20 protein-coding genes are annotated in these 18119 nt (G+C 37.3%); 7 read left to right on the forward strand and 13 right to left on the reverse strand.

Annotated features, from left to right (window positions below):
- Nucleotides 1-37: 37 nt before the first annotated feature.
- From GJU32_RS03450 to GJU32_RS03470, 5 genes are all read right to left on the reverse strand, one after another.
- Nucleotides 38-1699: a methyl-accepting chemotaxis protein gene (locus GJU32_RS03450; protein WP_155590528.1), complete on the reverse strand. Its 1662-nt coding sequence runs from the start codon at nucleotides 1697-1699 to the stop codon at nucleotides 38-40.
- A complete protein-coding gene (locus tag GJU32_RS03455; protein WP_155590529.1) occupies nucleotides 1696-2682 on the reverse strand; it encodes a BMP family lipoprotein in 987 nt (328 codons plus the stop codon). The genes GJU32_RS03450 and GJU32_RS03455 overlap by 4 nt, the downstream gene beginning before the upstream one ends.
- A gap of 264 nt (nucleotides 2683-2946) precedes the next feature.
- Nucleotides 2947-4215: a PTS ascorbate transporter subunit IIC gene (locus tag GJU32_RS03460; protein ID WP_155590530.1), complete on the reverse strand. Its 1269-nt coding sequence runs from the start codon at nucleotides 4213-4215 to the stop codon at nucleotides 2947-2949.
- A 33-nt stretch (nucleotides 4216-4248) separates the two neighbouring features.
- Nucleotides 4249-4512 (reverse strand): PTS sugar transporter subunit IIB, encoded by a 264-nt coding sequence (locus tag GJU32_RS03465; protein WP_155590531.1) that lies wholly within the window; start codon nucleotides 4510-4512, stop codon nucleotides 4249-4251.
- Nucleotides 4509-4967 (reverse strand): PTS sugar transporter subunit IIA, encoded by a 459-nt coding sequence (locus GJU32_RS03470; protein ID WP_155590532.1) that lies wholly within the window; start codon nucleotides 4965-4967, stop codon nucleotides 4509-4511. Before GJU32_RS03470 ends, GJU32_RS03465 begins: the two co-directional genes overlap by 4 nt.
- Nucleotides 4968-5366: 399 nt before the next feature.
- Here GJU32_RS03470 and GJU32_RS03475 point away from each other — a divergent pair, with 399 nt between their 5' ends.
- The 3 genes from GJU32_RS03475 (at nucleotide 5367) to GJU32_RS03485 (ending at nucleotide 8035) form a co-directional block, all read left to right on the forward strand.
- Nucleotides 5367-6665 (forward strand): M48 family metalloprotease, encoded by a 1299-nt coding sequence (locus GJU32_RS03475; RefSeq protein ID WP_155590533.1) that lies wholly within the window; start codon nucleotides 5367-5369, stop codon nucleotides 6663-6665.
- A gap of 87 nt (nucleotides 6666-6752) precedes the next feature.
- Entirely contained in the window at nucleotides 6753-7568 is an 816-nt protein-coding gene (locus tag GJU32_RS03480; protein WP_155590534.1) for a YitT family protein, read from the forward strand.
- Nucleotides 7569-7660: 92 nt separating this feature from the next.
- Nucleotides 7661-8035 carry an MmcQ/YjbR family DNA-binding protein gene (locus GJU32_RS03485; RefSeq protein ID WP_155590535.1) on the forward strand — a complete coding sequence of 125 codons (375 nt, stop codon included), beginning with the start codon at nucleotides 7661-7663 and terminating at the stop codon, nucleotides 8033-8035.
- A 66-nt stretch (nucleotides 8036-8101) separates the two neighbouring features.
- On the opposite strand, the gene GJU32_RS03490 is transcribed toward GJU32_RS03485, so the two are convergent.
- From GJU32_RS03490 to GJU32_RS23015, 7 genes are all read right to left on the reverse strand, one after another.
- Nucleotides 8102-8446: a GIY-YIG nuclease family protein gene (locus GJU32_RS03490; RefSeq protein ID WP_155590536.1), complete on the reverse strand. Its 345-nt coding sequence runs from the start codon at nucleotides 8444-8446 to the stop codon at nucleotides 8102-8104.
- A gap of 17 nt (nucleotides 8447-8463) precedes the next feature.
- Entirely contained in the window at nucleotides 8464-9219 is a 756-nt protein-coding gene (locus GJU32_RS03495; RefSeq protein WP_155590537.1) for a DUF2087 domain-containing protein, read from the reverse strand.
- A 133-nt stretch (nucleotides 9220-9352) separates the two neighbouring features.
- Nucleotides 9353-10228, reverse strand: coding sequence for an ABC transporter permease (locus GJU32_RS03500; RefSeq protein ID WP_155590538.1), 876 nt, complete (start codon nucleotides 10226-10228; stop codon nucleotides 9353-9355).
- Nucleotides 10212-11147, reverse strand: coding sequence for an ABC transporter ATP-binding protein (locus GJU32_RS03505; RefSeq protein ID WP_155590539.1), 936 nt, complete (start codon nucleotides 11145-11147; stop codon nucleotides 10212-10214). The genes GJU32_RS03500 and GJU32_RS03505 overlap by 17 nt, the downstream gene beginning before the upstream one ends.
- Before the next feature lie 5 nt (nucleotides 11148-11152).
- Nucleotides 11153-11557, reverse strand: coding sequence for a DUF3021 domain-containing protein (locus GJU32_RS03510; RefSeq protein ID WP_155590540.1), 405 nt, complete (start codon nucleotides 11555-11557; stop codon nucleotides 11153-11155).
- A 1-nt stretch (nucleotide 11558) separates the two neighbouring features.
- Nucleotides 11559-12008, reverse strand: coding sequence for a LytTR family DNA-binding domain-containing protein (locus tag GJU32_RS03515; RefSeq protein WP_155590541.1), 450 nt, complete (start codon nucleotides 12006-12008; stop codon nucleotides 11559-11561).
- Nucleotides 12005-12145 carry a hypothetical protein gene (locus GJU32_RS23015; RefSeq protein ID WP_196426572.1) on the reverse strand — a complete coding sequence of 47 codons (141 nt, stop codon included), beginning with the start codon at nucleotides 12143-12145 and terminating at the stop codon, nucleotides 12005-12007. The genes GJU32_RS03515 and GJU32_RS23015 overlap by 4 nt, the downstream gene beginning before the upstream one ends.
- 84 nt (nucleotides 12146-12229) lie before the next feature.
- Here GJU32_RS23015 and GJU32_RS03520 point away from each other — a divergent pair, with 84 nt between their 5' ends.
- The gene (locus GJU32_RS03520) at nucleotides 12230-13258 is read left to right on the forward strand and encodes an AbrB family transcriptional regulator (RefSeq protein ID WP_155590542.1); all 1029 of its coding nucleotides are present in this window, start codon (nucleotides 12230-12232) and stop codon (nucleotides 13256-13258) included.
- Between the two features lie 48 nt (nucleotides 13259-13306).
- On the opposite strand, the gene GJU32_RS03525 is transcribed toward GJU32_RS03520, so the two are convergent.
- Entirely contained in the window at nucleotides 13307-15001 is a 1695-nt protein-coding gene (locus GJU32_RS03525) for a methyl-accepting chemotaxis protein (RefSeq protein WP_196426573.1), read from the reverse strand.
- Nucleotides 15002-15231: 230 nt separating this feature from the next.
- On the opposite strand from GJU32_RS03525, the gene GJU32_RS23020 reads away from it, so the two are divergent.
- From GJU32_RS23020 to GJU32_RS03535, 3 genes are all read left to right on the forward strand, one after another.
- On the forward strand, nucleotides 15232-15372 hold the full coding sequence (locus tag GJU32_RS23020) for an RAxF-45 family protein (protein WP_196426574.1): 141 nt from the start codon (nucleotides 15232-15234) through the stop codon (nucleotides 15370-15372).
- Nucleotides 15373-15475: 103 nt separating this feature from the next.
- Nucleotides 15476-17275, forward strand: a complete 1800-nt coding sequence (gene abc-f, locus GJU32_RS03530; protein WP_155590544.1) for a ribosomal protection-like ABC-F family protein — start codon at nucleotides 15476-15478, stop codon at nucleotides 17273-17275.
- Nucleotides 17268-18059, forward strand: coding sequence for a GNAT family N-acetyltransferase (locus tag GJU32_RS03535; protein WP_155590545.1), 792 nt, complete (start codon nucleotides 17268-17270; stop codon nucleotides 18057-18059). The genes abc-f and GJU32_RS03535 overlap by 8 nt, the downstream gene beginning before the upstream one ends.
- The last annotated feature ends 60 nt before the right edge of the window (nucleotides 18060-18119 follow it).

Consider the following 18119-nt stretch of genomic DNA (forward strand, 5'->3'; position numbering starts at 1 on the left):
AAATTTCTTTCACTGGATTTTTTCGGGGTCATTGAAATTATAATGTGAATTTCTTTAGCTCATTCATCAAAGTATCTGTCATTTCTTGAAGATCGACTATTTTTGCATTAATTTTATTGAAGGATAGTAACTGTTCCTGAGTGGATGCCGAAATTTCTTCTGTACCAGCTGCTGTCTCTTCTGTAATCGCTGAAATATTTTCAATGGTAGTATTTACTTGTTCGCTCATCTCATTTGTTTGCACCATTTCTTTTGTAAGATGCTGTAAATCTTGATGGATGTCGGCAATATGAGCAGCAATAGCGGCAAATGAGTGTTCTGTTTCTACCATCGAGTGAGATTGTTCATTTGACAGTTGGTACCCTCGCTCAGCCGTAGAAAGAATGTGTGCAATACCTTCTTGAATATGGGTTACCATAGAAGAAATTAAAGTCGTTGCATTCTCCGTTTCTGTAGAGAGCTTTTTTACCTCCTCAGCTACGATGGCAAATCCTTTACCTGCTTCTCCAGCACGTGCAGCCTCGATAGCAGCATTTAACGCTAATAGATTCGTTTGGCTGGCAATCGTGTGAACAACATTGGCCGCTCCTTCAATTTCTGAAGTAAACTGCGAAAATTGAGTTACAGCCTCTTTAATATCAATTGATGTGGTTGAAATATCCTTAGCAATGGTAGATTGTTTTTCTAATGAATACTGACCATTTTGAACTGCCTCCAGTGCCTGTTTGCCATTATTGGCTGATTGCTCACTCGTGTGCATAACGCCCTTAAATTGCTCAGCCATATTATTCATGAGGAGGGCTACTGATTGAATATCTTCTGACATCGTGTAGCTGCCCTTTGCTAATTCATCTGTAGATGTTGCGATTTGATTGCTACCTTCATGAATGTTCATCATATGGCTTGTTACATCTTGTGTAAATAAGTTTACATCTTTTCCGATATGATCGATGGATTGCACTGTACTTTTTAAATTATTCATCATCTTTGAAAAGCTCTCTGTTAATTGATCAATCTCATATCGACTGTTTGATTGATAGGAGAGGGTAGAGGTATCTATTGTTAGATCGCCTGTCGCTGCAGCCTGTGCACAACCTACAATCTGATTAATAGGTTTGGTAATTCTTTGCGCAGCAACATATGAATAAATGATCGTTGCAATGATTAATAGCACACTACCTATGATCGTTGTGGTTGTTATGAAACCAATTTTTTGCTTTGTTACTTGTATCATTTCTTGATACCATTCATTCGTTTCTTTTTTGAGCAAATGCATATCGTTTAAAATGCCTTTAATTCTGATGGACTGCTTTTTAATCTCAGAGCGGTTGTTTTCTTGAAAGCCGTTTTCTGTAGCTTTTTCTAGTTGTTCGAATTTACCAGTGATTTTATCGATGATAATTTTATGATCAGGTATTTTTGAGAGAGAGGCTAATGCTTCTAAATTACTTTTTGTTTCTTGTAAAATAGCAAGAGCTTCGTTTTTATTTGCTTCGCTGTCTAAATAGGTGTAATTATTTAATGATTGGCTGGCAACAACCAAACTTTGTTCTAGCTCTTTCACTGCAAGTAAAAGTTCCGTATCATCCTGTGCTGTTGTTTGGATATTAAATGTTTGAATGATAATAAAGCCAATCATAGCCATTGCAAGCACGATTGGTATCAGTGTGTTCATAAATAATTTTTTGCGTAATGTCACTGGCCGTTCCCCTTTTCTGCAGTAACTTTTATCGTGCCTGAAATAATGTCTTCTTGTGCCTTTTTAATGGCAGCCTGTTGCTCAGCCGTCAGTTTAATAACACGAATATCTGCTAGTCCCACACCTTGATCTGCTAAACCTAATGCAAATGATTTTTCAGCAATCTTGCCATCTTCTACTAACGTTTTCACAAGTTGATAGACGGCATGATCCACATTTTTCAGCATAGAGGTAACAACTGTTTTTTCAGCAACAAAAAATTGATCGATATCAACACCTGCTGCATAAATGCCCATTTCTTCAGCCTTTTTAATTGCTCCAAAGCCAGTGAATCCAGCTGCATGGTAAATAAAATCAACATTGTTTTTGATAAATCGAGCTGATATTGCTGCCCCAGCCTGGGTATCATCAAATGTACCAGCATAATCACTCATAATTTCAATAGTTGGTTGTACGTAACGAGCTCCTTCGATAAAACCATTTTCAAAGTGATGTATAACGGGAGCATCTGCACCACCAATAAAGCCAATTTTTCCAGTTTTACTTGTCATAGCAGCAACCATGCCAACTAAGAAACTACCTTCTTGTTCTTTAAAGGTAATCGAAATAATGTTGTCAACCTCAGATTGTCCATCAATCAGTATGAATTGTTGCTCAGGATTTTGTTTAGCTGTCTTTTCTAGTGCTTCTTGCACAGAGAAACCGAGAGCAATGATGATATCATATTTTTCAGCTACAAGTTCGTTCAGCTTTTCTTCATAATTACCATCTGGGGCCTCTTTATAATCAAACAAAATACCGAGCTCGTCTCGCGCCTTTTCAAGTCCTTTAAAAGCAGAATCATTAAATGATTCATCTCCCAGTCCTGCATCAGATAGTAAAATACCTATCTTATATCCTTCATTTGATGTCTCTGTCTGTGCTGATGAACAGCCTGCGATTAACAGAGTAATCAAAAGAAAAGTAATCATTAATTTCTTCAAAATGCGTACCTCCTGTTGTTTCCTTATTTATAAAGTATATATCGGCAAAAATTTAATATTTTTAGTCGGATGTCAGACAACGAATAAAATAAATTTCTGTATGATCTATAAGAATATATATCCAAATCTATATACATAATAAGTTAATAATATAAAGCTAGATGACTAATCAAATAATAAATTTGTTGAAATTCCCTAGTTTTCCATGTATGTACATTAACGATAAAAGCCCTACGCAATCTGCGTAGGACTTTTATCTAGATTTTAAACAGCTCCGAATAATTTTAATAAATTAATAATAATAATGCCGATAATGCCGAAATCTGAATCGCCAAAGGTTGTTCCTTCATAGCCAATATCGCCCATAAATAGAAGGAGTATGGCTGGAATAAAACTAATTAATAAACCATTTGCAAAAGCCCCTGACATGGCACCAATTCTACCACCTGTAGCATTTCCAAAAACGCCCGCTGCAGCACCTGTGAAGAAATGGGGAACAAGTCCAGGAACAATGACTTTTAGTCCGATAAAGGGGAGTATAAACATGGAGACAAGCCCTGCTAAAAAACTAAATATGAAACCAATAATGACCGCATTCGGTGCAAATGGAAAAATAGTTGGGCAATCTAGTGCTGGTTTTGTGTTTGGAACAAGTTTATCAGCAATGCCTTTAAAGGCAGGAATAATTTCAGCAATTAACATCCGTACACCAGCTAGAATAATATAAACGCCTGCAGCAAATGTAATCGCTTGCATGATAGCGAAAATAATAAAGTTAGAACCAGCAGATAATTGTGCCTCAATATAGGAAGGTCCTGCGAAAAGGGCAACAATGACAAAAAATATACTCATAGTTAAAGAGATAGCGACAGATGTATCTCGTAAAAAGCCTAGTGATTTCGGTACTTGTATGTCCTCTGTTGTTTTCGCTTTATTGCCAAAAAGCTTACCAATCTTTGCAGAAACATAATAGCCAATACTGCCAAAGTGACCGACAGCAAAATCGTCACTACCTGTTATTTGCCGAACAGTTGGTTGTAAAATAGCAGGGAATACAACCATACAAAGACCAAGAATAATAGATCCAACGATAATAAGAGGTGTGCCACTCATACCTCCTACTGACAATGAAGCAGCGATTAAACAAGCCATAAATAATGTATGATGCCCAGTTAAGAAGATATATTTTAATGGCGTAAATCGAGCGAGTAATAGGTTCACAATCATACCAAATACCATGATCAGTGCAGTAGCTGTTCCAAAGTTAGTCTGAGCAGCTGCCACGATGGCCTCGTTGTTGGGAATGACTCCCTGAACTTGAAAGGCATGATCAAACATTTTACTAAAATGATCTAATGAGCCAATCAAAACGGTTGCACCTGCACCAAGAATGACAAAGCCCATGATTGTTTTTAAGGTACCTGAAAGAACAGTGGAGCTTGATTTCTTTTGAATAAGTAAACCAATAAATGCGAATAGGCCGACTAGTATAGCTGGTGTTCCTAAAATGTCATGCATGATAACATCTAACATACCAACACCTCATCCTATCCAAATTTTTTATGCTTAAAGCAAGGGTTCAAGCTTTCCTTTTATTTCTGAAATACTCATCATATTGACGATGCTGACAATAATTCCTTTGTTTATAGCTAATTCATTGACAATATCTGCAGCACCTAAATAAATATCTGCTTTCTCCGCTTTCGCTGATGCTAAATCTGTATGGGAAACCTCTGCATCTTTACCCAATGCCTCCAATGCTTTTTTAACATTCAATTCTAAGATAAAGCTACTTCCTAAACCACTCCCGCACACGACTAAAATTTTCATCCTGTTGACTCCTTTGTCGTATATTGTTTGATTTTCTCCCATATGGTGTCTTCATGCTGACATGCAATAAGACAGTCGATCTGTTCGGTATCTTGTAATACTAATGTTAGATCAGCTAAAGCTTGTAGATGTGAAGCGTTATCAATGGCAGCTAGCACAATAATTAAGTTAACAGGCTGACTAGGACTGAAATAAACAGGCTTTTGTAAACGTAGCAAACTCATTCCTAGTTCATGGACACCATCAGTTGGACGTGCATGTGGAATGGCCACTTTTGGTGTAATGATAATGTAGGGGCCATATTGCTCAATGGATTGAATCATGGCCTCAACATAGCGTTGTTCAATTTTGTTTTGCTGAACTAATGGGCTTGCAGCCAAATAAATCGATTCTTGCCATGAATGGACAAAGTTTGCAAGCTGTATACAATCCTTTGTTAGAAGCCTGGTTAGCAAGGACAATCCTCCTTTCTTAAAAATATCCTCCCATTCCATGTTATTACGACTACCTGTGGAATTATGTCATAACAGGAGACATTTTTAGTTGCTTCGCTACTTCGAAAACCGACATTTTGACAAATTCATTAATTATAAGAACAGCTATTTTCCGCAGGCTATTTCAGTATAGATTAACGTGGTAAAACAATATTTTTTCTGGATAAATAAGTAGGGTTGTTATAAAATTGTAATATTTTGATAATTGAAGAGTTTTTAAAGACACATTGGATAGAGGGGGGCAAATTTTTCTTTATGAACAGAGAGGATAAAAAAGTAGGTCCATGCTTGTTCTAACTTTGATAATTTCGATTACACTTACTATAGGACGAACTTTGGTTGATATGAGGGGGAAATGACATAGCGAAAAAAATGGGCATTGTTATGCTACTATTATTCGGTGTTTACGTGCTTTGTATGTACTGGTATATATTCCATAGTGGAGGAGGTAAAATACCTAGTGCTTTACAAGGAACTGTTGCAGATCCAGTGATGTTTATGTCTGGTAAAGAACTTTTTTTAAGTGGTGAATATTCAAAAATACGGAACTTTTTATTTTTTGTAGCGACACCTTTGGAATGGCTTGTTTACTTCATGATTTTACTGTTGGGTGTCTCGCGTTATTTTGAGAAAGTGACGACATCCCAAACGAAGTGGAGGCTATTACAAAATGCAGGCTACTTATTCCTATTGTCTGTATTACTATATATTGTTTTATTCCCACTTGATTATTATCGTTATTATCTCAGTAAAAGCTATGGAATCAGTACGCAAGCATTTGGGTCTTGGATGAAGGATGGTGTTATTGATTTTTGGGTGAGCTTTGGCATGAGCTTCATTATTGTGACGGTCATTTATTGGCTCATTAAAAAGAGCGAGAAAAGATGGTGGTTCTATGCATGGCTATTAACCATCCCCTTTACAATCTTTGTGATGTTCATCCAGCCAGTTGTTATCGATCCTTTGTACAATGATTTTTATCCGTTGAAAAATAAAGAGCTAGAAACCAAGATACTATCACTTGCTACGCAGGTAAATATTCCAGCAGAGCATGTGTATGAGGTGAATATGGCTGAAAAGACCAATGCCTTAAATGCTTATGTTACAGGTATTGGTAGCAATTCAAGAATTGTCCTTTGGGATACTACATTAAATAGACTGACGGACAATGAAATTTTGTTTATTATGGCGCATGAAATGGGCCATTATGTTGAAAAGCATATTTATTTTGGCATCGCAGGCTATTTATTACTAACATTGGTAGGCCTGTGGCTAACGGCAAAAATGATGCGACGGCTTGTTGCACGATATGGACAGGTATTTAAAATTAATAAACTCAGTAGTATCAGCTCATATCCATTATTTTTACTTATTACCTCCATTTTATTATTTGCTTCCAATCCAGTGTCGAATTTCGTTTCAAGATATCAGGAAACAAGAGCGGATCAATATGCGATTAAACTTATGAATGATCGAGAAGCGGCTGTAACTGCATTTCAAAAGCTAACGATTTCAGGTTTAAGCGAGGTCAACCCACCGCTTTTGGTGAAATGGTTCCGATATACGCATCCACCGATGTTGGAACGCATCTATAAGGTCGCTGATACTGATGAATACAAACAAAATGGTCCTTTAAAGGAAGAACAGAAGAAAAAGTAAGGAAATAGGTTTTTCATCTAGTGAAGTTGGGTAGTCTATGAAAAAGATGTATCAAAATTTGGTCGTTAATTGATAGGGGACATCATTATGCGTAATGTGATTATAATTACTCTTTCTTCGATTCTAGTGGCCTTTGCCTATAATTATTTGTTAATCCCCCATGAAATATTGAGTGGGGGATTGAGCGGTATTGCGATCATGCTTGGGATTATTACCCCGTTGAATACAGGGGTGTTAAATTTACTACTTAACTTGCCTTTGCTGATTTTAGGTGTGATGAAGCTAGGCAAGCGATTTATCAGCTATACGATTCTTTCAGTCGCTGTTTTATCAGTGAGTTTATATATTATTCCGATTCACAAAGCGACACAAGAGCCAATCCTTGCGTCATTATTTGGTGGTGTCATTGTAGGCTTTGCGATGGGGATGATTTTCCGTGCAGCAGGTTCTTCAGGGGGCTTTGATATTATCGCCATGCTATTAAGCCGTAAACGTGATTTTCCACTTGGAACCTTAATTGCTGTCATGAATGGTGTGGTAGTGGCAGCTTCCGGCTTTGTCTTTAGCTGGGATGCGGCATTATTAACGCTTGTTTCCATTTATGCTACAGGAAAAGTAGTAGATACGATTCATACCAGTCATATTAAACTAACACTGATGATTATTACGAGTAAAGGCGACGAGGTCAAACAGCAACTATTAGAAAAGCTTCATCGTGGGGTAACGATTATCGATGCGAAAGGAGCATATTCTGGCGAAGGTCGTAAAGTGTTAATCACCGTTATTACGCGCTATCAACTCGCAGATGTAAAAAGCACGATCAAGGAAACCGATCCAAAGTCGTTTGTGAATATCTTACAGACTACAGAGGTTATGGGGATGTTTGATCGAAGTACGAGCTAAATAATAAGGCTAGTCCCTACACACGTTTTAGGTTATACTAACTATAATCGAACGTGTGTTTTTATTTTGGGGTCGAAAGGGGATTAGAAAAGATGGAAAAAGAAATGATTCATACTTATTGTTTACAACTTCAAGGAACAACTTATGACTATAAGGAAGAATGGCAAGCAGATCGCTATCATATTGGCGGGAAATTGTATGCCATGATTGGGGGAAATGCCACTGGCAAGCCAGTGCTTACGTTAAAATGCGAGCCTGCGCGAGCAGAGGAATTACGAGAATCCTATGATAGCATAATACCTGGTTATTATATGAATAAAACACATTGGAACTCCATTTATATGGATGCTGAGGATGTTCCAATGGATTTGATAGAAAATCTTATTCAACATTCCTATGAGCTTGTTGTCAGTAAATTAACGAAAAAAGCCCAGCAGGAAATTCAATTACTAAAAGTGAATAAATGATGTTTCTAGGGAAATTAACAGCGCATTTACCTTCATCAATCTAGGTAAATGCGCTAGGATAGAAGCTTAAGAATTATAGCCACGCTCACCATAAGGCTTTAGCGTGTCGAGCCATTTTTGTTCTAGCTTTTCGAGCTCTTTTTTTGCATCGAAATAGCCCTCTTCCTTTTTCTTTAAATAGTCAACGATTTCCACCTCAAAAGCGTCTTGACCAAATGAATTGTAATCCGCTTGAAGCTCCTTATTCGTATGTGTATTGGTTTTGAGCATAAATTGAAAGCCATTTAAACGCTTCAAATTATTAAAGCTACCCACAAATACTTTCCCTGTTTGGGTATTGGTCATTGTAAAAACGCCCGCTTCAATTTTCATATCCTTATACATTTCTTTTAACTCTTTTTTATGATCCATTTCAATAACCTGCCTTCTTATTTTTTAACCCAATAAGCACTACCGTCTGCTTTGCGGTCTAGAAAACCGTATTCAATTAAGTAGCGACGTATATGGACGTAGTCTTCATACATCGGTTTGATGACTTCGTTTAATTCTTTTTCTGTATATTGTTTTTCATCGTCAAAGAATTTTGTAATGGCACGAAGTACAACAATTTTCTGTTTTTCACGCTTAGGGAAGCGCACTAGCTCCTTGCCAACACCGTGTGGAAATAATTTTTCTAATAATTGCTGTTCTTCTGAGAGGGTGACGTTATAGCGATCGTCAACCATTGTAGCTGTTTTATGAATAGACACAAATGTATCCTCCTTCCGATCTTGTTCCTTCAATAACTCCATCATGACCAACAACATTTTCGCTTGGCGTTCCTTTTCCTTTAAAGCAAAACGGTGGTGGCGAATGGTCGTGGCACTGCCGATTTCTAGTTCTTCCTTTATTTCCTGGTCCGATTTTCCTTCAAAAAATAAGCGTAAAATATGGCTTTGATGTTCTGTTAAGCCTGTCATTTTTTTATTAAGACCATTTAAGAAATGAAAAACAGATTGATGCGCCATCGTAATATGCTGTTGCATCATTTTCTCGGCTTCGTACAATAAGCCTTCATAGGGATAAATTATCCCTTTTTCTACTTTTTCACCGCACAATAGACAGGTGAAATGTGTGCCTTCGTCGAGGTAACCCTTTTTAAGGTCATCGATAGGAGCTTGCCAAAATAGTTCATTCACATCCATTGAGAATCCTCCAATAATATAAACATTTTTATTTTTTGTTTATTAATTTATATTTAAAATAACAAATTGTTTGTTTAAATGCAATGAAAAACACATCGTTTTCTAAACGATGTGTAAATCTGTTGGTTAAAATTTATTTGTATTTTCTTTTAAATAAAATTATAGATGCTAGCGCAAGTATGACGATTGTACACACGATAATGATTAGGCTAGTTGAAGTACTGAGTATTTTTCCATGGAGGTCATAGACAATGCCATAATTGATTTTATAGTCTTCCACATAGGAAGCAGGCACACCATTAAAAACATCCCCGATAGAGCTGTCCATAAATGCATTTCGTAACAATAATGTTGTATGACTGATAGGGAAATACATAATTAAATTTTGAGCAAAGCCTGGTAGTGCACCAAGAGGTACATAGACACCGCATAAAAAGCCGAGTACTGTCCCAACGATTGTGCCGAGGGTTGAAAAAGCATTTTGTGTCGACACAAATAATGAAAGAAATAAATTAAAGACACTCGCGAGCAGAACAGACAACAATAAAATGCCGAGTACTTGAACGAAATCCCCAATGCTTAGTAGCTTACCACCTGTTGCTACAATAAAGATTTCACAGCCGATGAGTGCGATAAAGGAAAAAATACAGCCAATGATAAACGCATTGAGTACATAGCTCAACTGAATGGTTGCACGGGAAAGGGGAGCTGTTAAAAAATCTGCTTGTGCTTTTGACTCCTGATCCTTAACGGCAATGCCATATGCACCAAGTGTAGTAGAAACGGCAATCATCGATAGTAACCCTGCTACAAGCCATTCATTAACCATTGTGATTAATTCTGGTGTAGCTTTTGTAATTCGTTCTATGGCATCTATTTGCATTTTCTGAAGAAAGACAGCGTATAACACAATGACAATAATGACTGATAGTAGGGAGAAGAACACTTGTGTTTTATCCCTTCTAAATACCTTGTTATTTCGTTGGACTAAACTAATTAAGGCTACCATTACGCGACCTCTCCTCTGCCATAATATGAAGAAAGACATCATCCATTGATCCTTTTATGACTTCAAAGGATGCAATGAGTGGTTCAGCTTTTTTTAAAAAGGTGAGTGCTTGCAGGGTAGACGTTAAACGGATTGTGTAAATTCCTTGTCTTTCTGCGTAAGAGATTGTATTTTCTTCAAGCCACTTTATTCCTTCTATAGGATTGTGGAAAACGAGAGCCATTGAATCATAGGCATACTTTGTTTTCAGCGCATCGGGTGTACCCTGTGCAACAATTTTTCCTTGCTTTAAGACAATGACTTGGTGAGCGACTGCTGCTTCCTCCATATAATGTGTTGTTAAAAAAACGGTCATATTGGTTTCATGTTGAAGCTGCTTGATAGTTTGCCAAACAAATTGTCGCGTTTGTGGATCTAAACCTGTTGTAGGTTCATCTAGAAATAAAATATTAGGACGATGAATGAGTGCACGAGCGATATCTGCTCGTCTTTTTTGTCCACCTGATAAAATTCCATATTTTTGATTTTCGATATCATCTAAATGTAAATACGTGGAGACAAATTGATAGTTTTCAGCAAGTTGTGTTTTCGATAAACCATATGTTTTACCTCGGTGGAGGATATTTTCGCGTACGGTTAATCGTTCATCTAATAGACTTTGCTGGAAAACGACACCAATAGATTTGCGGATATCCGCGTTATCATTGCTTGCGTCAAGAGTGAAACCATTAATGGTTACTTTCCCGCTCGATTTTCTTACTAAAGTACAAAGAATTTCAATCGTTGTAGTTTTACCAGCGCCGTTTTCCCCTAAAAAAGCAAACAGAGTGCCTTGTTCAACTGTAAATGAAATATCTTTGACAGCAGGATGTTCACCATATTGTTTACTTAAATTCTCAACTTTTATTGCAAAGGTCATCTATGTTAATCCTTTCTTTTTTTTATTTCTTGATTCATTTTTTCAATATCCTGTAACTGAAGAATGTAAAGAATACACCAAACAATAAAATAAATAATAGCTTCGGATAGTAGCACATATGGCACTCCTGAATGTTCAAACCAATTCCCAAAATAGCCTGCTGTTAATACACATGCTGTAACAGCCATTAAATGTAAAAGTAACTGCACCGTAAAAGGCAATGGCTCGATATCAAAAATGACGGATAGGAGTCCGATCGCAATACCAAGAATGGCTGCGATAATAATTTGCTCCAGTAATTCTGATCCTGACACTAACGCATTATTTGATAGGACGCTAAGTGTCACTAAGATATAAGAAGAGCTAAGGGAAATGAGTAGACCGATAATCATCATGCGTAAATATTTCATGCTATGAATCCCTCCCAATGCCTAAGTGTCGCTTTAGTTCTTTTAAATATTTTCGACTGACATGAATGGCTACATCATTTTCGAGTAGTATTTGTGTTGTACCGATTTTGCCCATATGTATTGAGGCGATTTTATGGATATTGACAAGGGTAGATTTACTTACTCTTACAAAGTCTTTGGCTAGCTGTGCCTCTAACTCATATAATTTTTTTTTGGACTCAAACTCTTGCTCATCCGTTTGCAAAAAAACTTTAGCATCCTCTGCATAGATGGAATATATATCAGAAATTTTTAGCAAATGAATTTCTTGTTGAAAATACCCATCTAGCATGGATGTTTGGGATGCTTGGAGTTGCTTCATCAGTCTTTCTATTTGCTCATTGAATTCTTTGGCATGTATATGAATCTCTGTTTCTTCAAGTTCATGATTAATGGTTAAATGAATTTTCATAGGAGGCCTCCTTTACTCTCCATGGTTGGAGAAAACGCTGAATCAGGTAATAATAATGTAGCATAGAAAATTTTAGCAAAGGGAAATTGTTGAATAAGAGGTTCAAATTCATCGATAACAGGTTCTTTTTTAGCCATAGCGAACCAAACAAAGTCGCTTCAATAGAAAAGAAGTTTAAGAAACGTCATAATATAGTTATCTAGTTGTAAGGGGTTGCTAGTATGTTTGTTTTGGATAAGCATATGTTGATCACATTTGGCATTGGCCTAATAGGAGCTGTTGTTTTTCAATTTTTACATATACCTATGCCCTGGTTGCTAGGCGCGATTTCAGCCGTTCTCATCGTACAATTGTCGACCAACGTACAATTGAGATGGCACTCTTCCTTCCGTAATTTTGGCTTAGTCGTAGCGGGGTATTCTATTGGCTTTGCCTTTACACCAGAGGCCGTACAAGATATTAAGCTTTTTTTAGGGAGTATTGTCGTTTTAAATGTGGTATTTATTTTATTATTTTTTGGTGTCAGTTATTTAGTAGCCAAACGTACAGATTTGGATTTTGCAACGGCATTGACATGCTGTGTACCTGGTGGCATGGCACAAGTCTTGACCTTTGCCGAGGAGCAAGGCGATATGGATATGGTGGTCATTACGTTCTTTCAAATCCTCCGTGTTCTTTTAATCGTCGGCTTTGTCCCATTAATGGTGACAGGTGCTGGTGGAAACAGCTCTATGAACAATGGAATGTATACATGGGGACTTGTCGGTATACTACTTGTTTGTTGGTTAGCAGGATGGCTTGCTCAAAAGCTTAAAATTCCAACAGGTTATATGCTTGGCCCAGTATTTTTATTGATGGGTGTGAATATGGTGGGGATAGAAGTGCCTAGAATACCCGTATCCCTTCTTCATATTGCTCAATTGATGGTTGGGATCTATATTGGGTTATTGTTGAAAAAAGAGGATTTACATTTATCGAAGAGACGTATTTTTTATGCATTTGTATCAGCTGGTATTTTTATTGGGGCAGCCTATGGACTAACATTTGTGATGACAGGTTTGTATAGTCTCGATTTTAGGACAGGTTTTTTAAGTATTGTGCCTGGGGGACTTGATCAGATGGGAATTATCGCCGCTTCTGTACATGCAAATGTGACAATCGTCACTGCTTTTCAGCTCTTTCGTGTATTAGTAGTATCGATATTTCTTGTACCTGTTGTCAAAATGTTTGTGAAAAAAGTGAAAACATGAAGGGATGGGAATGAACCAGCCCTTCATGTTTTTTGTTCTAACTACATCTTAATATTTAAATTGATGAATCAGATCCTGTAAAGTTTCTGCGTTTTTTGTTAGCTGTGAAGCTGCATCATTAATGTCATCCATTGATAAGAGATTCGTTTCAGCAATTTGAGTAACGACTTTTGATTGTTCACGAGCATCTACGGCAATTTCGGCCATAATCTGTGTAGAAGCATTTGCCTGTTCAATTCTTGCATACAATTCCTCGGCAATTCCTGAAACCTCTTGAATTTTATTTGTCACCAATGACACTTTCGAAGTAATTTCTTCAAATGCTTTACTTGTTGTGTGGACCACCTCTTCGCTTGTTGAGGCCTCCTGTTTACTTTGCTGCATATGCACCCGTGCTTCCTTAGACAGTTGTTGCATTGTATGAATAGTGTCCGTAATTTCTGCTGCGGACGTTTTTGATTGTTCAGCAAGTTTACGTACTTCTTCAGCGACGACAGCAAAGCCTTTACCATGTTCGCCAGCACGGGCTGCTTCAATCGATGCGTTGAGCGCCAATAAATTCGTTTGCTCTGCAATGGCATGAATGACTTCAACAATTTCATCAATCTTATTGGCGTGCGTATCAAGAGCTGCAATGGCATTTGCACTTTCTTGAACGGCTTCGGTCATAGCTTGCATTTGAAGCTGCATTTCTTGTGCTGCTTTTTCACCGTGTTTGGCTGTATCAAAGGCATCAGATGCATAAGTGGACACGTCCCCATTAGTTTCTGTGACTAGTTGAATGCCTTCAGCAATATCTTGCATGGCTTCAACATTCTCGTTGGCACTATGCTTTTGAGTACTTGCACCACTTGCTAGTTCTTGCATATTGGCTGTTAGTTTTTCCGTTGTTGACGTAGTAGAACCTGCAGTTGCAGACAGCTCTAAAGACGATGCGGAAACTTGATTAGCTGTTTCATCTACTTGCTGCATCATACTACGTAACGTTGTAAGCATGTCATTAAATGATTTTGCTACCTTGCCAATCTCATCCTGTGAATTCACCACAAGCTGTTGTGTTAAATCGCCTTTCCCAGCTGAAATCGTTTCTAGCTGTTGATGTAATTGTTTCAAAGGTTTCACGATACCACGAACAAAGAGCATGCCTGCCATCACTGCAATAATGGCAGAAATCACAGCTATAATCCCTGTTTTTAGTAACATTTTTTGAGCTACTACATCAATGTCAGTTGAAGGTACACCAGCAAAGATCATGCCAATCGTTTCGCCGTTTGTATTTTTAATCGGCTTATATTTTGTAAAATAGGGTTTGCCTACAACTTCGGCTGTGCCAGAGTAAATGTTCCCTTGTGTTAAGACAACCTCAGCCACTTTAGGATCCACAGTTGTTCCCACAGCACGCTGCCCATCTTTGACAATATTTGTATTGATTCTTGTTTCGCCAGCAAAAATCGTAATAGCAGCTTGTGATAACTCTCCTAAAGTATCAATAAGTGCCGTTTCGTTCGCTATGTTTACATTGCCTTTGTAAAGTACACCATTTTTTATTTGCCAATCACCTGGGTGTGTTTGGTCAAGGTTATGTATACTTACATCTAAAATTTGGTTGAGCCGTGTATTGTACTCATTTTGTAAGGTTTTTTTCATTTCGCTTGTATTCATTAAACCTATGGCAATCAGTACGAATCCAATGATGACCACAATTAACAAGCTCATTTTACTTTGCATACTTAGCTTTTTCATTAAATGTCCCTCCACATTTTTAGCTACATCCATACTATGCATGAAAACCCACTACCAATAACCTAAAAATTTAAATAAAATGGTAAATAATTTCTATTTCCTACTAGTATATAACTACAATGACTTTTTGTATATTTATAAAAACAAATTGTTTGCTAAATTTCGTCCTTTCCAAATTGTCTAAATAATGTTATGATAGCTTTAATTAATTTGAACGGAGGTGAAAAGGAATGAATAAAAACGCTATGAAAACATGTGTAAAAGTGGATACAGCTATGTATTTTGCACGTGTGATTACTTTTGATTTTGCGAACAACGGGATAGGTCTGTCTATTTTTAAGCAAAATCAAATAACAAACGTAGCGAATTAACCATTCTTTTTCACAAATTTTTAAATGAGGAAGACTGCTTGTTAAGGAGCAGTCTTTTTTGTGTTCTAAAGATGTTTCGCGCGTTTCATTGGAGGAAAAAACGATGCAGATGAAAGCTGAACAAATACAAAAAATTATGGGTGGAAATATATTATTCGAGAATTTACAGTTAGAGGTAAATAGTGGTGAGCATGTGGCCATTGTTGGTGTGAATGGCAGTGGTAAAACGACTCTATTACAGCTACTTGCGGGTGTAGATATGCCTGATAAGGGGCGAATGATTAAAAGTAAAGAAGCAACGATTGGCTATTTACATCAAATCCCACATTATCCACAACATGCTGTGAAAGAAGTGCTGGAGGAGGCATTTGCGGATATTTATGCATTAAAGGCAAAAATGACGCTACTTGAGCATGAGATGCAGTCAACAGTAACAGATAAAATATTATTGCAATATGGGCAAGTGCAGGAACAGTTTATGTTACTGGGGGGCTATGAAGTAGAAGCCCAATTGGCGATGATCGCAAATGGGCTTGGCATTACGGATATGCTGGAGCAGCCGTTTAGTAGCTTAAGTGGTGGAGAAAAAACAAAGGTAATGCTTGGGCAAATTTTATTAAAAAAGCCTTCTATTTTGCTATTAGATGAACCAACGAATCATCTTGATATGCAAGCAATTGAATGGCTTGAAAATTATGTGCGAAACTTTGAGGGCATTGTCATTGTTGTATCCCATGACCGTCATTTTATGAATCAGATAGCCCATAAAATTATTGAAATTGAAGATGGAGAGGCCGTTACGTATAGCGGTCATTATGATGCTTTTATGGCACAAAAAGAGGCGAAGATTGAACAACAGTTTTCTGACTATGAAGAACAACAAAAGAAAATTAAAAAAATGCAAGAAACGATTAAACGATTAAAGCAGTGGGCGAATGAAGCAAATCCACCGAATGCTTCTATGCATAGACGTGCTAAGAGTATGGAAAAAGCATTAGCACGTATCGAGCGAGTAAAAAAGCCCCTCACAAAAAAGAAAATGAATTTAGATTTAACGATGTCTGAACGCAGTGGCAAAGAGGTAGTACAGTTAAAGGACATTCACCATGGATACGACAAACCGTTATTGAGGGACAGCGACCTAGCTGTGTACTTTGGGGAAAGATTAGCGATTGTAGGTAGCAATGGTAGTGGAAAATCAACAATATTAAAAATGATGTTAGGGGAAATCGTTCCCAATTGTGGTGTCTGCCATGTTGGTAGCAATGTGAAAATTGGCTATCTATCACAACAATTTGACCATAGAAATCCTTCTATTCGATTAATCGATGCCTTTCGTGAAAGTGTTTCAGTATCAGAGGCTGAAGCCCGTCATATTCTCGCCCGTTTTTTATTCTATGGCTATGACGTCTTTAAAAAAGTAAAGGATTTAAGTGGTGGGGAAAAAATGCGTCTACGATTGGCGCAATTAATGCATGAGGATATTAATGTATTGATTTTGGATGAACCGACCAACCATTTAGATATTGAAGCAAGAGAGGTATTGGAAGACACATTGGAATCTTTTGAAGGAACGATTATTGGTGTGTCACATGACCGTTATTTCCTACAAAAGATATTTACGAAAACGGCATGGATTGATAATCAAACCATCCATGTTTTTGAGGGAGATTATGAGTGGGCTAAACAAAAACGACAGGAATTTTCTAAACAAACGGTTGAAAAAGAACCATTGAACAAAATGCAGCCTGCTAAAAAAGGAATACCGATTGAACAACAAATTGAAAAGCTAGAAACAAAACTACAAGAACCATCGCTTGCGAAAGAGCATCGACAGAGGCTTAAACAGCAATTAGAGAATTTATATGAAAGATGGGTAGAAGGAGGAACAGAACATGTTTGATTTAGAACGTATCATACAGCTTGATATTGATTATGTGAAGAGTTTTAGTGAGATGGAGGCATGTCAAGAAGGAGCACTATTTTACAATAAAGCCATCCCAACTTATTATGACGCAAATCATGCACATATATGGCGAAAGATAGAAGACCCTCATGTGTTTTTACAAAACATAAAAGATTTTTATCAATCTAAGTCTCTTGTACCTCGACTGTATTTATATAACCTTGAGGAAAATCAGTCATGTATCAAGGCATTAGAGACGAATGGCTTTCAATATGAGCATTTTAACGATGAAATACAGTGTTGGAATGGAGAGTTTTTACTACTAACTCCTAATCCTACTATCCAAATAGAACGTGTAACAGCCGCCAATATGGAGGAAGCATTAGCAGTAGAAATGAGCATTTCTACTTTTGGAGAGCCTTCATTAATTAAAAAGGCTTTTGAGCAAACATATCATTCACCAAACTTTACGTACTATTTATTAAAACTAGATGGGGTGGCATGCTGCTCAGCAAGCATTTTTGTGTCAGGAAACCAAGGAAGAGTTGAAAGTGTAGCTACAATTGAAAGCTACCGAGGGCGTGGTTTAATCGGCTATATGTTGCAGCATATTCAACAACAATCAGTAAAGCTAGGATTGGAGCGACTTTGGATTTTGCCGATAAACGAGCAGGTAGCAAAGGTCTATGACAGGGCAAATTTTAAATCAGTAGCCACCATCTCATCTATCCATGCGTTTACTGAAGGTAAGAGCATTCAAGATATAAGACAAAATTCTTAAATAAGGAAAAAATAAAATTCGCCAGATTCCTTTGTGACTCACAAGGAATTTGGCGAATTT

The sequence above is a fragment of the Lysinibacillus cavernae genome, from assembly GCF_009724685.1.
Taxonomy (GTDB): Bacteria; Bacillota; Bacilli; order Bacillales_A; family Planococcaceae; genus Lysinibacillus; species Lysinibacillus cavernae.

What these genes read in the sequence shown, in the direction of transcription:
- GJU32_RS03460 (WP_155590530.1), bottom strand. Translation starts at nt 4,215, where the DNA reads ATGTTAGATGTTATCATGCATGACATTTTAGGAACACCAGCTATACTA.
- GJU32_RS03465 (WP_155590531.1), bottom strand. Translation starts at nt 4,512, where the DNA reads ATGAAAATTTTAGTCGTGTGCGGGAGTGGTTTAGGAAGTAGCTTTATC.
- GJU32_RS03480 (WP_155590534.1), top strand. Translation starts at nt 6,753, where the DNA reads ATGCGTAATGTGATTATAATTACTCTTTCTTCGATTCTAGTGGCCTTT.
- GJU32_RS03485 (WP_155590535.1), top strand. Translation starts at nt 7,661, where the DNA reads ATGGAAAAAGAAATGATTCATACTTATTGTTTACAACTTCAAGGAACA.
- GJU32_RS03490 (WP_155590536.1), bottom strand. Translation starts at nt 8,446, where the DNA reads ATGGATCATAAAAAAGAGTTAAAAGAAATGTATAAGGATATGAAAATT.
- GJU32_RS03495 (WP_155590537.1), bottom strand. Translation starts at nt 9,219, where the DNA reads ATGGATGTGAATGAACTATTTTGGCAAGCTCCTATCGATGACCTTAAA.
- GJU32_RS03500 (WP_155590538.1), bottom strand. Translation starts at nt 10,228, where the DNA reads ATGGTAGCCTTAATTAGTTTAGTCCAACGAAATAACAAGGTATTTAGA.
- GJU32_RS03505 (WP_155590539.1), bottom strand. Translation starts at nt 11,147, where the DNA reads ATGACCTTTGCAATAAAAGTTGAGAATTTAAGTAAACAATATGGTGAA.
- GJU32_RS03510 (WP_155590540.1), bottom strand. Translation starts at nt 11,557, where the DNA reads ATGAAATATTTACGCATGATGATTATCGGTCTACTCATTTCCCTTAGC.
- GJU32_RS03515 (WP_155590541.1), bottom strand. Translation starts at nt 12,008, where the DNA reads ATGAAAATTCATTTAACCATTAATCATGAACTTGAAGAAACAGAGATT.
- GJU32_RS23015 (WP_196426572.1), bottom strand. Translation starts at nt 12,145, where the DNA reads ATGGCTAAAAAAGAACCTGTTATCGATGAATTTGAACCTCTTATTCAA.
- GJU32_RS03520 (WP_155590542.1), top strand. Translation starts at nt 12,230, where the DNA reads ATGTTTGTTTTGGATAAGCATATGTTGATCACATTTGGCATTGGCCTA.
- GJU32_RS03525 (WP_196426573.1), bottom strand. Translation starts at nt 15,001, where the DNA reads ATGAAAAAGCTAAGTATGCAAAGTAAAATGAGCTTGTTAATTGTGGTC.
- GJU32_RS23020 (WP_196426574.1), top strand. Translation starts at nt 15,232, where the DNA reads ATGAATAAAAACGCTATGAAAACATGTGTAAAAGTGGATACAGCTATG.
- abc-f (WP_155590544.1), top strand. Translation starts at nt 15,476, where the DNA reads ATGCAGATGAAAGCTGAACAAATACAAAAAATTATGGGTGGAAATATA.
- GJU32_RS03535 (WP_155590545.1), top strand. Translation starts at nt 17,268, where the DNA reads ATGTTTGATTTAGAACGTATCATACAGCTTGATATTGATTATGTGAAG.